Source organism: uncultured Algibacter sp. (assembly GCF_947490405.1).
In the GTDB taxonomy this organism is placed as follows: domain Bacteria; phylum Bacteroidota; class Bacteroidia; order Flavobacteriales; family Flavobacteriaceae; genus Algibacter_B.
Window position 1 is genome coordinate 40625 of sequence record NZ_CANLGU010000006.1, and the last position, 16949, is coordinate 57573.

At 32.3% G+C, this 16949-nt stretch carries 11 protein-coding genes; 2 read left to right on the forward strand and 9 right to left on the reverse strand.

Annotated elements, in window-relative coordinates; all coding sequences use genetic code 11:
• Positions 1-109: 109 nt before the first annotated feature.
• The gene (locus Q0772_RS12960) at positions 110-1726 is read left to right on the forward strand and encodes an ABC-F family ATP-binding cassette domain-containing protein (protein WP_298345563.1); all 1617 of its coding nucleotides are present in this window, start codon (positions 110-112) and stop codon (positions 1724-1726) included.
• Between the two features lie 74 nt (positions 1727-1800).
• Here the strand turns inward: Q0772_RS12960 and Q0772_RS12965 are convergent, their stop codons facing one another.
• Together Q0772_RS12965 and pheT are read right to left on the reverse strand one after the other, a co-directional pair.
• Positions 1801-2031 (reverse strand): DUF2007 domain-containing protein, encoded by a 231-nt coding sequence (locus Q0772_RS12965; protein WP_298345566.1) that lies wholly within the window; start codon positions 2029-2031, stop codon positions 1801-1803.
• A 95-nt stretch (positions 2032-2126) separates the two neighbouring features.
• Complete coding sequence (gene pheT, locus Q0772_RS12970) at positions 2127-4553, reverse strand: phenylalanine--tRNA ligase subunit beta (RefSeq protein ID WP_298345569.1); 2427 nt, start codon at positions 4551-4553, stop codon at positions 2127-2129.
• A gap of 139 nt (positions 4554-4692) precedes the next feature.
• Here pheT and Q0772_RS12975 point away from each other — a divergent pair, with 139 nt between their 5' ends.
• The gene (locus Q0772_RS12975; RefSeq protein WP_298345572.1) at positions 4693-5907 is read left to right on the forward strand and encodes a TlpA disulfide reductase family protein; all 1215 of its coding nucleotides are present in this window, start codon (positions 4693-4695) and stop codon (positions 5905-5907) included.
• Between the two features lie 48 nt (positions 5908-5955).
• Here the strand turns inward: Q0772_RS12975 and Q0772_RS12980 are convergent, their stop codons facing one another.
• From Q0772_RS12980 to uvrA, 7 genes are all read right to left on the reverse strand, one after another.
• The gene (locus Q0772_RS12980) at positions 5956-6852 is read right to left on the reverse strand and encodes a T9SS type A sorting domain-containing protein (RefSeq protein ID WP_298345575.1); all 897 of its coding nucleotides are present in this window, start codon (positions 6850-6852) and stop codon (positions 5956-5958) included.
• Positions 6853-6995: 143 nt separating this feature from the next.
• A complete protein-coding gene (locus Q0772_RS12985) occupies positions 6996-7466 on the reverse strand; it encodes a hypothetical protein (protein ID WP_298345578.1) in 471 nt (156 codons plus the stop codon).
• Positions 7467-7730 carry a DUF202 domain-containing protein gene (locus tag Q0772_RS12990; RefSeq protein ID WP_298345582.1) on the reverse strand — a complete coding sequence of 88 codons (264 nt, stop codon included), beginning with the start codon at positions 7728-7730 and terminating at the stop codon, positions 7467-7469.
• Positions 7731-7811: 81 nt separating this feature from the next.
• Positions 7812-10223, reverse strand: a complete 2412-nt coding sequence (locus tag Q0772_RS12995; protein ID WP_298345585.1) for an alpha-ketoacid dehydrogenase subunit alpha/beta — start codon at positions 10221-10223, stop codon at positions 7812-7814.
• A 165-nt stretch (positions 10224-10388) separates the two neighbouring features.
• Positions 10389-13232, reverse strand: a complete 2844-nt coding sequence (locus tag Q0772_RS13000; protein WP_298345589.1) for a metalloprotease — start codon at positions 13230-13232, stop codon at positions 10389-10391.
• Positions 13233-13346: 114 nt separating this feature from the next.
• Positions 13347-14036 (reverse strand): TIGR00730 family Rossman fold protein, encoded by a 690-nt coding sequence (locus tag Q0772_RS13005; protein WP_298345592.1) that lies wholly within the window; start codon positions 14034-14036, stop codon positions 13347-13349.
• A gap of 67 nt (positions 14037-14103) precedes the next feature.
• The gene (uvrA, locus tag Q0772_RS13010; protein WP_298345596.1) at positions 14104-16935 is read right to left on the reverse strand and encodes an excinuclease ABC subunit UvrA; all 2832 of its coding nucleotides are present in this window, start codon (positions 16933-16935) and stop codon (positions 14104-14106) included.
• Between the last annotated feature and the right edge of the window lie 14 nt (positions 16936-16949).

A 16949-nucleotide genomic window follows, 5' to 3' on the forward strand; every position in this document is an offset into this window, starting at 1 on the left:
TTTAATAAACAGAAACGTGTTCTAGAACTATAAATATAAAAAATAGGAGAGCTAAGTTTCGTCTAACCAATGTAATTTTCTACTTTTGCAAAAATTAAAAATTGGCTATATGTTATCAGTATCAAATCTTTCAGTTCAGTTCGGTAAACGTGTCCTTTTTGATGAAGTAAATACGGCATTTAATAACGGAAACTGTTATGGTATAATTGGAGCTAACGGATCTGGAAAATCAACATTTTTGAAGATTCTTTCTGGAAAGCAGGAGCCTACTTCTGGTCATGTTTCATTAGAGGCAGGTAAGCGTATGTCTGTTTTTGAACAAAATCATAATTTATACGATACACATACTGTGCTTGAAACAGTTTTAATGGGAAACAAGCCTTTGTTTAATATTAAGACTGAAATAGATGCGCTTTACGCAGACTATACCGATGAGAATGCTGAAAAAATTGGTGAACTTCAAGTAAAATTTGAAGAAATGAATGGCTGGAATGCCGATAGTGATGCGGCGGCAATGCTTTCAAATCTTGGTATTAAAGAAGAGCACCATTACACAATGATGGCTGACTTAGACGGAAAGCAAAAAGTACGTGTGTTATTGGCGCAAGCATTATTTGGAAATCCAGATGTGCTAATTATGGATGAGCCTACCAATGATTTGGATTATGAAACTATTTCTTGGTTAGAAAACTTTTTGGCTAATTATGATAATTGTGTTATTGTGGTATCTCACGATAGACACTTTCTTGATGCCGTTTGTACACATATTTCTGATATTGACTTTGGAAAAATCAACCACTATTCAGGAAACTATACATTTTGGTATGAATCTTCACAATTAGCTGCAAGACAGCATGCACAACAAAATAAGAAAGCAGAAGAAAAGAAGAAAGAATTGGAAGAATTTATTCGTCGTTTTTCTGCCAATGTTGCAAAAAGTAAGCAAGCTACCAGTAGAAAGAAAATGATTGATAAATTGAATATCGCTGATATCAGACGCACTAGTCGTCGTTACCCAGCAATTATTTTTGAACGTGACCGTGAAGCAGGAGATCAGATTTTAAATATTGATGGATTAGAAGCATCAATTGATGGAGAAGTATTGTTCAAAAAGATAGATTTAAATTTAGCAAAAGGCGATAAAGTAGTTGTATTTTCAAGAGACTCAAGGGCAACAACAGCATTCTACCAAATTATTAATGGAAGAGAAAAAGCAGATGCGGGTAAGTATGCTTGGGGTGTTACAACTACGCAGTCTTATTTACCATTGGATAATAGTGAGTTTTTTGGAGGCGATTTAAATTTAGTTGATTGGTTGCGTCAATGGGCAACTACTGAAGAAGAAAGAGAAGAGGTTTATATTCGTGGCTTTCTAGGAAAAATGATTTTTAGTGGAGAAGAAGCACTAAAAAAATCGAATGTACTATCCGGTGGAGAAAAAGTGCGTTGTATGTTAAGTAGAATGATGATGATAAGAGCAAACGTTTTAATGTTGGACGAACCAACTAACCATTTGGATTTAGAAAGTATTACAGCATTTAATAATTCGCTTAAAAACTTTAAAGGCACCATTTTATTTACTACGCACGATCATGAATTTGCACAAACTGTTGCCAATAGAGTCGTAGAGCTAACACCAAATGGCGTTATTGACCGTTACACAACGTTTGATGAGTATATGCAGGATAAAAAAATTAAAGAGTTACGCGACAAAATGTATGCGTAATAGCTTAGTTTATATACACACTAATGTATTGTAGGGTTTTCTTAGTAATCCCTAGAGTTAGACATAACTTAAAATTAAGATTGTAACTCCGAAGATAAATTTTCTATAATGGGTTTCGTTTTTTCAATTTCATCTTTATGAACATGAATCTCTTGTAGACCCAGAATTGAAGGACCAAAACCCGCCAATCGGCCAGATTCAGATTCGTCTTTAATAATTGCACAAACGTTTACAGCTTCAAGAGCTTTAAAAACACGCTGTACTTCGATAAAATTCCCAGTGAAGACTTTAATGTAATTAGACATAGTTTGAAGATTTAAGAGGTTCCTTCTTAAATATACAAAATTTTTAGATAATAAAAAAGCCAGCATATCGCTGGCTTTTTATGTATGTTTTAAAGTTACCTTAACTCTGCACCAAGTTGTTTTTCAAAATTGGTTTGCAACTTATTCATAATTTTATCAATTTGCTTGTCAGTTAAGGTTTTATTTTCATCTTGAAGTGTAAAGCTAACTGCATAACTTTTTTTGCCTTTTGGTAGATTCTTACCTTGATAAACATCAAAGAGGTTTACAGCTTTTAACAGTTGCTTTTCACTTTGTTTCGCTATCTTAAAGATAGATTCAAATGTTACATTATCGTCTAGTAGTAAAGCAAAATCACGGCGAACCTCAGGATATTTTGGAATCGCTTGAAATTTAATCTTATTATGCTTACACATCTCAAGGATAGTATCCCATTTAAAATCTGCATAAATTACTTCTTGAGCAATATCAAAATGCTTTAAAACAGTTTTTTTAACCAGCCCTATGTCAACAAGTTTGTTTTTACCCAAGCCTAAACTAATACCTTCAGCAAATAAATCATTTTTTAAAGGCGATTCTTGATACCTAGAAATACCTAAGCGATCCAAAATTGAAGTGATAATGCCCTTCATTAGGAAGAAATCACTTTTTTTATGGGTTTCATGCCAATTTTCTGATTTGTCATTACCAGTTATAAAAACGGATACATGTTTAAATTCTTCACGTTTATCACTATACCCATGATATGTTTTTCCAAATTCAAATAACTTTAAATCTGAGCGCTTTCTATTAACATTAAAGGATATAGCTTCTAATCCAGAAAATAGTAGTGATTGCCTTAAAACAGACAAATCATTACTCAATGGATTTAACATAGTAATGTTATGTTCTTCCTTTAATTGTTCACTTAAAGCTATATAATTTGGAGTGGTAAGTGAATTAGAGAGAATTTCAAAAAAACCTTGAGCTACTAACTGATTTCCAACAATGTTCTGAATTTTATAATCTTCAAAACGAGACGTTGAAGAAATGGAAGCATTAAGCTTTTCTGTAGTTTTTATATTGTTATAACCATATACTCGCAGAATTTCTTCAATTACATCAGCTTCACGTTCAACATCATTTCTGTATGCTGGTACGGTTAAGCCTAAACCAGCCTCAGTAACATTATTTACTTTAATATCTAATGAAGTTAAAATTTGCTTAATGGTTTCTTTCGGAATTTCTTCGCCTATAAGTTTTTTAGCATTTTCAAAACTTAAACGCACTTCAAAATCCTTAATTTTATTTGGATAAATATCAATAACATCGCTAGTTATTTCACCACCTGCAAGTTCCTGTATAAGTAAAGCTGCACGCTTTAAAGCGTATTCACAAATATTTGGGTCAATACCACGTTCAAATCTAAACGATGCATCAGTATTTAACCCATGGCGTTTGGCTGTTTTTCTTACACTTACAGGATTAAAATAGGCACTTTCTAAAAATATGCTCGTTGTATTTTCAGTAACACCAGAATCAATACCACCAAAAACACCAGCAATACACATTGGTTTTTCGGCATCACAAATCATTAAATCATCTTCATGTAATTCGCGTTCAATACCATCCAAGGTTGTAAATTTTGTACCAGTCTTTAATGTTTTTACTTCAACTTTATTACCAGAAATTTTTACAGCATCAAACGCATGTAAAGGTTGCCCTAAATCGTGTAATACATAATTGGTAGCATCTACAATATTATTTATCGGACTTAAACCTATAGCTTTTAAACGATGTTGTAACCATGCAGGAGATTCAGCAACTTTAAGTCCAGTTATGGTAACACCACAGTAACGTGGCGCTAAATCTTTATTTACAACATCTACATCTATTTTTACAGTTCTATTATCAACTCGAAATGAACTCACTGAAGGGGTAATCAATTCAAGCTTAATATCTTTTTGAACCAATCCAGCTTTTAAATCTCTGGCGGTTCCTAGATGGCTCATTGCATCTGCTCTGTTTGGAGTTAGTCCAATTTCAAAAACATAATCGTTTTCAATTTCAAAAATTTCAGATGCAGGAGCTCCTACTTTAGTTTTATTCTCCAATACTAGAATACCATCATGCGATTTCCCTAAACCCAATTCGTCTTCGGCGCAAATCATACCATGACTTTCTTCACCTCTAATCTTACCTTTTTTAATTTTCCAAGCTTCGCCTTCTTCAGTGTAAAGCGTTGTCCCAATAGTAGCTACGGGTACTTTTTGACCAGCCTCAACATTAGGAGCACCACAAACTATCTGTAATGGTTTATCTTCTCCAATATTTACGGTAGTTACTTTAAGCTTGTCTGCATTTGGGTGTTTTACACAGGTTAAAACTTCGCCAACAACAATGCCTTCCAATCCACCTTTAATCGATTGGTAGCTTTCTAAGCCTTCAACTTCAAGCCCTAAATCAGTAAGTAATTCGCTGGTTTGTTCTGGTGTCCAATCTGTTTTTAAAAACTGTTTCAACCAGTTGTATGAAATTCGCATAAATCAATATCATATTTAAGGTAACAAAGATAATTTTTTGAGGCTAGTATTCAAACAAAGCGTTCTAATTTGTGTCTCAAAAACTATAATTTGTTAGTATCTTGCTTTTTATTCTATTAATATATCTAAAATTGAATTTATGAAGTTTAAAATTCTAATAGTTTTTGTTGTTTTAATGGTTTCTTGTAAAAATCAAGATAAGATAGTTAAGTTAGAAAAAGGTAGGTATAGAGCTGAATTGAAAGTGAATGATACTTTAGATTTGCCATTTAATTTTGAAGTGATTTCTGAAAATAAGTTACAAGTTTTTAATGCTGAAGAGGTTATAGAGGTTAAAGAGATCACCTACAAAAACGATTCTGTTTTAATACAAATGCCAGTTTTTGAAGGTTTTTTAATTGCGAAAATTGAAAATGAAAAACTAAATGGGCGTTTTGTAAAGCCTAGTTTAAATAGGACTATGGAGTTTAAAGCTGAAAAGAATGCTACTCGATTTGAAACTTACAAGCGACTTTCAAAATTTAATATTTCTGGAAATTGGGAAACTGTTTTTAGTCCCAGTTCTGATGAAGATAAATATTTAGCCAAAGGCATTTTTAAACAAGACGGTAACCAAGTTAAAGGAACATTTAGAACTACAACAGGCGATTATCGCTATTTAGAAGGTGTTTTAAATGCGAATCAATTGCAATTATCCACCTTTGATGGGGCACATGCTTTTTTGTTTACCGCTCAGGTAAATGATAGTACTATGAATGGTATGTTTTATTCAGGAAACCACTGGAAAGAACCTTTTACCGCTAAGCGAAACGAAACTTTTGAGTTGCCTGATGCAAATACGCTCACGTATTTAAAAACTGGCTATGATAAAGTTGAATTTTCTTTTCCTGATTATAATGGAAATATGGTGTCTTTAAATGATGATCGTTTTAAAGATAAAGTAGTTCTGATTCAAATTATGGGAACATGGTGCCCAAATTGTTTGGATGAAAGTAAATATTATGCTGAGTTTTACAAAAATAATAAGGGTAAAGCCTTAGAAATTATTGCCTTAGCTTTTGAATATGTGAAAACGGAAGATAAAGCCTTTAAAAATTTACAAAGGTTAAAGAATGATGTTGGCATTACATACCCGATTGTATTAGCACAATATGGGTCTGCAAGTAAAGTAAAAGCAAATGAAAAGTTACCAATGCTTAACCATATATTGTCTTATCCTACTACCATTTTTATTGATAAAATAGGGGCGGTTAGAAAGATTCATACAGGTTTTAATGGGTCCGCAACAGGTGATAAGTTTACAGAATTTAAAGCAGAGTTTGAAAGCTTTGTTAATGAGTTATTGGTGGAGTGAATTTTATGAAGTTCGTTTAACGTCCACTGCGCAATTGTTGGCAATAGTTTATTCTCTAATAAACTTTCTTATTATCTCTTTTTTAGCGGTTTTTATAACTATAAAATATAGACCAGATTGAATACTGCTTACATCTATTTTATTATCTCTTATATTGCTGTTATTAATTATTTTCTGTCCACTGGCATTAAAAACAAGTATTGATTCAATATTTTCAATATTCTTTATAATTAAAGAAGTTACAACTGGATTAGGGTATAAATGAACGTTACTTAAATCATTTGTTTGAGTATCAGAAGCTGATAAAGTTGCGCAATCATTTGTCAAGTTACAGGAAGAATCAATAGTAATATCAGAATACCCACTAAGAGCATTTTGTATAAAGTTTAATTCAGAACTATCCACACAAACATAGTTTAAGTCGCTACCGTTAAAAATACCGAAATTATTTATACTATTGTCGCCATTCTTAAGGTATATTTCTTTTAAACTATTATTGGCAAGGTTAGAAGGGCTTTGAATAGTTTCGAAGGACTCTAATGAGCATAAATTTCTCAAATCAAGATTTTCTATTAAATGATAGGATAAATTGAGAGTTGTTAATATGGGTAGAGCATAATTAAAATTATCAATAGCTAGCTCATAAGTAAATAAAGTTTGAAGATTAATAAAAGATTCGATTCCATCGAGAGAAGTCAGAGTTGCGGGATTGCTTACAAAATCTAAGTTCAAATAAGACACTTCTGCTGCCTCAGAAAACTGAATTTCTCCATCGTTATTTGAGTCAATTGAAAAAAAATCACCGCTTAAATTTTTAGCAATTGCATTATTTGAATTAGACTCTAATAACTTACTTTTAAAAACACTATCAGGTATTGTTACTGTTTGAGAATGAAGAAAACTTATTCCAATTAAATAGCAAATAAAACTTATTTTTTTTTCCATTATCATTATTTTTCGAATTATTGCCAATGCATAGATAAGTTTCCGTTTCAATGAAACTTATCGGTTGTTAAACGAAGTTAGCTGAAAATTTTTACAAAATCAACTCAAAGCCTTAGTTTTGGAAACAAAGTTTTTAACAAGTACTATAATTCTTCTAATATCAAATTATAATCGTATTGTAAATCTTCGTGCAGTTTAGTAACTGTTTTTTTTACTAAAACAATTTGCCTCTTGTACATGTTATAGAGTTGGGTACTACCCTTCATACTTGGTTTAAAGTCTTTTAATTTTTCGCAAAAATAGAGTAGGAGTTCTACCTCGGTTTCTTTTTTTTGTGAGTAGCGAATAAACTTTTTAACGTTTCTAAGTATTTTTCTAACACTTTTTCGGATGTAGAAATAGCTATTGGTGTTTATTAATTCAAACTCATCATCCATATAGCTTTTAACGGTTTCTATATAACCAGTTTCATTATGAGATTCAAATAGTAAATAAGTAAGGAGTTCTTTGTTTTCTTTTTTAAAGCGCGCTAAACGCAAACACAAAACTTCAATTTCTTGACTAGAAAGCGTTTTTAATTCTTTTTTAATTTCTGGTAAGGCAACAGCTTTCATCTAAACTTTATAGTGTTTTCTAATGGTTCTTTTTACAGAAATTAAACGTAATAAACCAATAACTAAAATGATTGGTGATATGATTAATAAAACAAAGCCAAAGGATTTCATTTCTGAGAAAAACTCTAATTTAAGTAAGGTAATGCCTGTGCCTAAGAATACAACAAAAGTTCTAAAATATGCTAAAAACGTGCGTTCGTTTGCTAGTTTTGTACGTTCTATAGCTAACCAGTCTCTTGTTATTAATGGTGATTTATTTTCCATAATTGGTATTAGTCCATAAATATAAAAAAACCATTACTAGTGTAATGGTATAATTTATATTTTATTAAATAGTCTGATATATTATCTCAGTTTTGGAAAATCATTAGGACTCAAATCGTGCATCACATTATAAACGGCTTCAAAAATATCCTCTGCAGATGGTTTAGAGAAATAATCACCATCATTTCCATAAGCTGGTCGGTGCGATTTTGCAGTTAATGTTTTAGGAGTGCTGTCTAAATATTGAAAAGCATCTTGCTGATTTAAAATCTTATCTAAAATGTAAGCAGAAGCGCCACCAGGAACATCTTCATCAATAATCATTACATTATTTGTTTTTGCTATACTTTTTACAATATCATGATTTAAATCAAAAGGCATTAACGATTGTATATCAATAACTTCCGCATCAATTCCAACAGCCAATAGATCCTTAGCTGTTTGCTCTACAATACGCAAGGTAGATCCATAAGACACTAGTGTAATATCTGTACCTTCTTTTATTGTTTCAACAACACCAATAGGTGTTTTTAAGGCTCCTAAGTTATTAGGCATTTTTTCTTTTAAACGGTAACCATTTAAGCATTCTACAACAATCGCAGGATCATCACCTAATAAAAGTGTGTTGTAAAATCCAGCAGCTTTTGTCATGTTTCGTGGTACTAATAAATTTACGCCTTTTGCAAGATTGAGTATACCTCCCATTTGAGAACCAGAGTGCCATATACCTTCAAGTCTATGTCCACGAGTTCTAATAATTAAAGGTGCTTTTTGCTTGCCTTTAGTTCTGTAATGTGTTGTAGCTAAATCATCACTAATAATTTGTATGGCATATAAGATATAATCCAAATATTGAATTTCGGCAATAGGGCGCAAACCACGCAATGCCATCCCAATACCTTGTCCGATTATGGTTGCTTCGCGAATACCAGTATCAGCAACACGAAGTGCTCCATATTTTTCTTGTAAGCCCTCTAAACCTTGGTTAACATCACCAATATTTCCAGTGTCTTCACCAAAAACTAAAGCTTCAGGGTAGGTGTTAAAAATAGTGTCGAAATTATCACGAATAATAATCCTGCCATCTACCTGTTGTGCATCATCATCATAAGATGGCTTTATTTCGTTAATGTTTGTATTTGAGCGTTGTGTTTCAGAATATAGATGCGAACTAAATTTTGGTTGCGCATGCTCAAAAACATCATCAATCCAGTTGATTAATGTATTTTTTTCTGGAAAAGATTCTCCTAAAATAAAACGTAGTGCTTTTCTAGCATGAGATAAAATATCTTTTCTAGTAGGTTCATCTATTGCCAATAAACTATCTTTTAATTTAGATATAAAGACACTGTTAATACTTTTTGATTCAATATGTTTTAAAATCGAAACTAGCTCTTGATGTTCTTTTTTTATAGGCCTTAAAAAGGTGTTCCAAGCGTTTTTTTTAGCGTCTCTTACATTTCTTTTTGCAGTTCTATCAATTTCTGTAAGTGTTTCATTGTTTGCGATACCACTTTCAATAATCCACTCTCTAAATTTAACATTGCAATCGTGTTTTGCTTCCCAATCTAGTCGTTCAGCAGTTTTATAACGTTCATGAGACCCAGAAGTAGAATGCCCTTGAGGTTGTGTTAATTCTAAAACATGAATTAAAACAGGAACATGTTCTTCTCTAGCTATAGCGCCAGCTTCTTGATATGTTTCTATTAAATTGGCATAATCCCAACCTTTAACACGCAAAATCTCATAGCCTTTTTGATTTTTATCACGTTGAAATCCTTTTAAGATTTCAGAAATATCTTCTTTAGTTGTTTGGTGTTTTGCATGAACTGAAATTCCATATTCATCATCCCAAATACTAATTATCATGGGTACCTGTAAAACACCAGCAGCATTGATAGTTTCAAAAAACAGGCCTTCACTGGTACTGGCATTACCTATTGTACCCCAAGCAACTTCATTTCCTTTAATTGAAAAATTTGTTGTGTTTATACCCTCTACATCTCTAAAAACTTTTGAAGCTTGCGCTAAACCCAATAATCGGGGCATCTGTCCAGCAGTAGGAGAGATATCAGCACTAGAATTGTATTGTTTAGTTAAATCTTTCCAGCTACCATTATCATTTAAGCTATGTGTTACAAAATGGCCACCCATTTGGCGTCCTGCAGACATGGGCTCTTTATTGATGTCTGTATTTGCATATAAACCAGCAAAAAATTGTTCAGGCGTTAACTCACCAATGGCCATCATAAATGTTTGGTCTCTATAATAACCAGATCTCCAATCTCCTTTCATGAAAGCTTTTGCCATGGCTAATTGTGGCAATTCTTTACCGTCTCCAAAGATCCCGAATTTAGCTTTACCTGTTAGCACTTCTCTACGCCCTAACAAACTACACTCACGACTTATAACAGCTGTAGTATAGTCACTAATGACTTCAGCTTTAAAATCTTCGAAAGATAAATTGTTTTTCAAGTTGGTTAAGGTTTGCATAGGTGCATGCTTTAGTGTTGCAAAAGTACTTAATATCTAGCATTTTTGCAATTTAAATCTTTGTTAAAAAATTACGAATAATGTAAAATTATATGTAAAAATATAAAATATTTAAAGTAATTATATTTTACAGGTCTTTTTAATAAGAATAATTCAATTATGGTTTTAAAACCAACGTCTCCTGAATAAACCTAGGAGTGCTTGTGGATCTGCAGTAAATTTAAATCTGATACGTTGATCGTAGTTAGGTTGACCAACTTCCCAACCAAGATTTGAGTACATAGGGAAATAGACTTCAAAATAATCAGTTACGAGGTTGATACGAATACCAGAATCATAAACAAAATGTGAATTGTCAAACTTGTTTTTTATAAAGCCAATATCTCCGTAAGCTAAGATATATCGCCATAGGGTAGTGCTAACATTCAATGTGGTTATCCATTGGTTTGCAAAACGTGGGGCTAGTTGCGATTTAAAGCCACCTTCTGCTTCTATAAATTGTTGACTAAAGATTCCTGATGCTTCAGAACGCCCAAGGTAATTATAATCAAATAAATAATCTGTTGGTCTATCCAGAGCGAAGCTAAAAAAGTTAGAGTCTGCATCGGTATCATTTCTTAAAAACAGACCTGCAAAGGCTCTTATATTTATCTGCCTATTACTTTCAAATAGGCGCCTAAATTCGAAGTTAAATGATAATTTGCTAAACTTTTCAGCAAATTGTAAATCTGTACTCCATTTGCTAAAATTTATTAGGTTATCATTTGAGTTTATATATCTTAAGTTAAAAACGCTGTAGTTGGGTTCTGTAGTCGTTAAAATACTATTAATGTCTTCATCTCGATTAATAATAACATGTCTCAAACTAATTAACTGCCTTCTGTTGGACCTAAAGTCTTTGTTTTCACGAAATAAGAATTGAACAGATGGTGTAATACGTCTTACAAATAAATCTTCTGCAAATGAATTGTAACCACCAGAAACGCCATAATTTATAGCATATAAGTTTTTATTTTGAATGTAATGTGTTTTAAAAATGGATGCTGAACCAGTTAACGTCTTTGATCTAAAAGCATATCGCGGTTCAATTTTATAATTAAAAAGCTTTCTTAAAACCGTTTTGTTGTAGGCTTTCATACCTAATGTGAAACCGTCATAAATATTATTAAACTCAAATGTTGGCATGAAAAACACCTGATTGTAATAAGGGTCTTCTATATCTTGAAAAAGTCTAAATTGTAGAGGCTTGTTATTAAAAAAGAATCCTTTTAAAGATTTCCAATTGTCTCTTAAGTTAAATTCTGGAATGGCATTATTATAATTTAAAGCCAACTTATTAGCATCTAAACGAGGAATAGTAATGGTTTTGCTATCCTCTATATTTTCAACCCAAGTTTTACCTACTATACTATCGTTATTTAAACTGTATAACGATATAGGCATCTTGTGATTACTTTTGTTTTTTATGGTAAGGGTTATAGAATCTTTAGTCTTTTTTACTTTTCTTATTTTGAAATCTATCCGTTTTCTAGTGTCCAAATAGTCTTCAAAAAACCAATCAATATTTTTATTTGTTTTAGATTTTATAAAGGTTTCAAAAGCTTTTGTTGTTGTATGTCGAAGTTGATTTTGCTTAACAAATGATTCTATACTGGTTTCAACTACATCTTTATTAACAAAATCGTCTAGGTATTTTAATCCAACACCTGCTTTGTATTTATTAGCAATACGTTTATTGAATTTTAAAAGTGAATCTTTAGCCATTGTTAAAGGCTGATCCCGATTAGTTCTCGCCATAATCATGAATGCCAAAACATATTTGTCATTAAACTTCATATCAGCAGCATGAAACGAGCGTACTCCCCAAAAATCTGCTAGATTACCTAAGAATTTCATGTTTGGGTAATGCTCATCAACATACTTCATTAGGTAATAAATCTGTATACCATCAAGGAGCCATTGGTCTGTTCTTGGGTTGATTAATAAGGTGTTCTCTAAATGATTGTGTAAAGCTGTTTTTAATAATTTAAGTTCGTATTTAAAATAGTTAGGGTATGTTTTTATAAAGCTTGGTAAAATATTAAGTCCGTAAACAGGATCTTTATCATAATCTATCTGAGATAAGAGTAATTTTTTATGTGGATATTTTCCAAAGTTTTCAAAGATAAAATCCGTTATTTTTTCAGTAATCAAGACTTTGTCAATCACCTCTATGCCTTCATCATTAATGTTAGACACCATTGAAAACCCTTGATCTTGTATGGTTTTAAAATCGGAGTTTTTACTTATGAATAATTTAGTGTTTATTCGATTTTTTCCAGAAAAATTAATTATTTGTTTGTTAGCAGATTGCTGTGTTTTATCAACATCTAATTCTGAAGTTAAGGTGTAACCGTTTGGATGTTCAATTTCTAACGAAACATCAGCCTTTGGGATAAATAAATCATCTAAGTTTTTGTTGCTAAAATATTGCCATTTACCATCGTAAACAGCAGGTGTTATGTACCAGTACCTTAAGTTAATTTTTCCTTTATTAGTAAAACCATACTTGGTGAATTTTGCGTTAGGTATTTTAACTAGATAGTTTAATTTTATTTTGTAAGATTCATTGGGCTTTAAAGGGGTATTTAATTCAACTTTTAAAACATCTATTTGGTCTTCTAATTGTGTGTAAACTAGGTCTAGATCACCTTGTTTCATTGAGGTAATAACTGAATAACCTCTGTCTTCATTTTTAGCCAGATGAAAATCGTTAATATATTCATCAGCTATTCTTATGGCAAGCGGTGTTTTTTTTGTTGAGTAACTATTGTTCCAATCATTCAAATAAATGGTGTTTAGAACATCTTCACTTGTATTGAAATATTCAATAACTTGAGAAATCTTAATTGTTTTATTTTCTATATCAAACGATGCTTTAACGTCAATTTTATTTTGACCAAAAGCTGCAGCACAGATTGATAGAATGAAAATATAGTTAAGAAAAAGAATTCTCAATTTCAATAGCATTAATGGTTAATGATTTCATGTAAGGCGCCACAATATAATAAAATATGGTGGTTTACGACTTTTAGCGTATATAATTAACTTAATAAAGCAAATTATATTATAATTTCTGTACTGTTAGAAATTAGGGCTTAAGCCTGAATTCTTGTAGAACGTATCAAGTATATCAATAACCTCCTCGGGTGTGTCTACCAAATGAATAAGATCTAGATCCTTAGGACTAATATTAGCAAATTCATCTAATAAAGTTTTTTTAATCCAATCCATTAAACCTGTCCAGAAGTCTTTGCCTACTAGTATAATTGGAAATCTTTCGCTTTTATGAGTTTGAATGAGAGTCATCGCTTCAAAAAGTTCATCAAGTGTTCCGAAACCACCAGGCATAACAACAAACCCTTGCGAATATTTTACAAACATAACTTTTCTAACAAAGAAATAATCAAAGTCTAAGCTTTTATCGCTGTCTATATAAGGATTATCATGCTGTTCAAAAGGTAAATCAATATTTAAGCCTACAGAAGTTCCGCCACCTAAATGTGCACCTTTATTCCCTGCTTCCATAATTCCTGGGCCACCACCAGTAATAACTCCATAACCAGCTTCAACAATAGTTTGTGCAACTTGTTCGGTAAGTTTGTAATATCTATGATCTGGCTTAGTTCTAGCTGAACCAAATATGGAAACACAAGGGCCAATTTTACTCATTTTTTCAAAACCATTAACAAATTCTCCCATGATTTTGAAAATAGCCCAAGAATCATTTGTTTTTATTTCATTCCAACCTTTATGGCGTTGTTCTTTTCTCATTATTTTTTTAAGTCTTTAATATGTAATTTTTTTTTAACACGAGTCGAATTGTATACCGACTTGAAGGCTAAAGTAGTTCTTTTTTTAAAAACTTAGCGGTATAGCTTTTCTTATGCTTTATAATTTCTTCAGGAGCACCTTCAACAATTATTTGTCCGCCACCTTTGCCTCCTTCGTAACCAATATCTATAATATGGTCAACGGTTTTAATAACGTCTAGATTGTGTTCAATAATCAGGACTGTATTCCCTTTGTCTACAAGTTTATTCAATACTAACATAAGTACCCTTATATCTTCAAAATGTAAACCTGTAGTTGGTTCGTCAAGTATATAAAAGGTGTTTCCGGTATCTCTTTTTGAGAGTTCAGTAGCTAGTTTAATACGTTGAGCCTCCCCTCCAGATAGTGTTGTACTTTGTTGTCCAAGCGTGATGTAACCAAGACCAACATCTTTAATAGTCTTAAGTTTTTTGTGAATTTTTGGGATGTGCTCAAAGAATTCTACGGCTTCATTCATAGTCATGTTTAAAACATCACTAATGTTTTTTCCTTTGTAGCGTATTTCTAAAGTTTCTCGATTAAAACGTTTGCCTTGGCAAGTTTCACATTCAACATAAACATCGGGTAAAAAATTCATTTCAATAACTCGTAAACCACCACCTTGGCAGGTTTCACAACGTCCACCTTTAACATTAAAACTAAATCGCCCTGCTTTATAACCTCTAATCATGGCTTCAGGAATTTTAGCAAATAAGGCTCTAATTTCGCTAAAAGTACCTGTATAAGTTGCAGGATTACTTCTAGGTGTCCTACCAATTGGGGATTGGTTGATGTCGATAACTTTATCAATATGTTCCAAACCCTTTATGCTTTTATATGGCATGGGTTTTTTAACACCATTAAAATAATGTGCATTTAAAATGGGGTAGAGGGTTTCATTAATCAATGTAGATTTACCACTTCCAGAAACTCCAGTCACGCCTATCATTTTTCCTAATGGAAATTTAACCGATACATTTTTTAGATTGTTACCAGTACATCCTTTAAGCTCTAAAAACTTACCATTACCTTTTCGGCGTTTTTTAGGAACTTCAATTTCTTTATTGCCGTTTAAATAATCTGCAGTAAGTGTATTTTGAGATTTTAATTCTTCTGGGTTGCCTATGCTTATAATGTCTCCACCGTGCTTTCCAGCTTTCGGACCAATATCGATTACATAATCTGCACGTTCAATCATGTCTTTATCATGCTCAACAACAATTACAGAATTACCAATATCTCTAAGGGAAACCAGAGAATTTATAAGTTTTTCGTTATCACGCTGATGCAAACCAATACTGGGTTCGTCAAGTATATAAAGTACTCCAACTAATTGAGATCCAATTTGTGTTGCTAATCGAATACGTTGTGCTTCACCACCAGAAAGAGATTTTGAACTTCTGTTTAATGATAAATAATCTAGACCAACATCTAATAAAAATTGTAAACGTGTTTTGATTTCTTTTACTACTTCCTCAGCAATTTTTAGCTGTTTTTCAGAAAGGTGTTTGTGTAAATGATTAAACCAATCAGCAAGTTCAACGATATCTGAATTTGCAAGTTCTGCTATATTTTTATTATTTATCTTAAAATAAAGTGATTCCTTTTTTAAACGAGAGCCCTTGCATATAGGGCACTCTACTTTGTCCATATAATCTTTTGCCCATCGTTTTAAAGACCTAGATTCTGCAGTTTTGTATTGATTTTCTATAAAGTTAGCAACACCTTCAAAATCTATTTTATAGTCTCTAGTAACACCTAAAGTTTTACTTTCCACCGAAAACTTATCGTTACCACCATAAAGAATCATATTTTTTGCCTCTTCTGGAATGTCTTTGTAAGCATCGGTTAATTTGAAGTTGAAGCGTTGTGCTATGGTTTCAAATTGTTTAAAAATCCAACTATTTTTTTGAGGGCCATGGGGTGCCAAAGCTCCAGATTTAATAGATAGCGAATCGTCAGGAATAATTTTGTTCTCATTAACTTGATAAAGTGTTCCTATACCATTACAATGGCTACAAGCGCCTTTTGGCGAGTTGAATGAGAAATTATTTGGCTCTGGATTTGGATACGAAATCCCTGAACTAGGACACATTAAACTTCGGCTAAAATAACGTGTTTCTTGAGTGTCTTGATCGATAACTAAAAGTACGTCTTCACCATGATACATGGCTGTATTTATAGTTTCGGTAAGACGTTTGTCATGATCGATAGCATCATCAATTACCAACCTGTCAATAACAATCTCTATGTCGTGCGTCTTGTATCGATCTAGCTTCATGCCTTTTACAATATCACGAATTTCACCATCGGTTCTAACTTTTACAAAACCTTGTTTACCAATTTGTTCAAATAATTCTCGATAGTGTCCTTTTCTAGAGCGAACAACTGGTGACAATATATTTATGCGCTTGCCTTTAAAATCTTTTATAATAAGTGCTTTAATTTGCTCGTCACTGTAGCTAATCATCTTATCGCCTGTATTGTAGCTGTAAGCATCACTGGCACGTGCAAAAAGTAAACGCATAAAATCGTAAATCTCGGTAATAGTACCTACTGTGGAACGAGGTGATTTACTGGTTGTTTTTTGTTCAATAGCAATAACGGGAGAAAGCCCATCAATTTTATCAACATCAGGACGCTCTAAACCACCCAAAAATTGTCTGGCATAAGCAGAAAATGTTTCAATATATCTGCGTTGTCCTTCCGCATAAATAGTATCAAAAGCTAAAGAGGATTTTCCGCTTCCTGATAAACCAGTAATTACAACCAGTTTTTCACGGGGAATAGATACATCAATATTTTTAAGATTATGTACTCTAGCGCCTTTAACTTCTATTGAATCGGTGAAATCACTCATAAAATTGCAAAAAG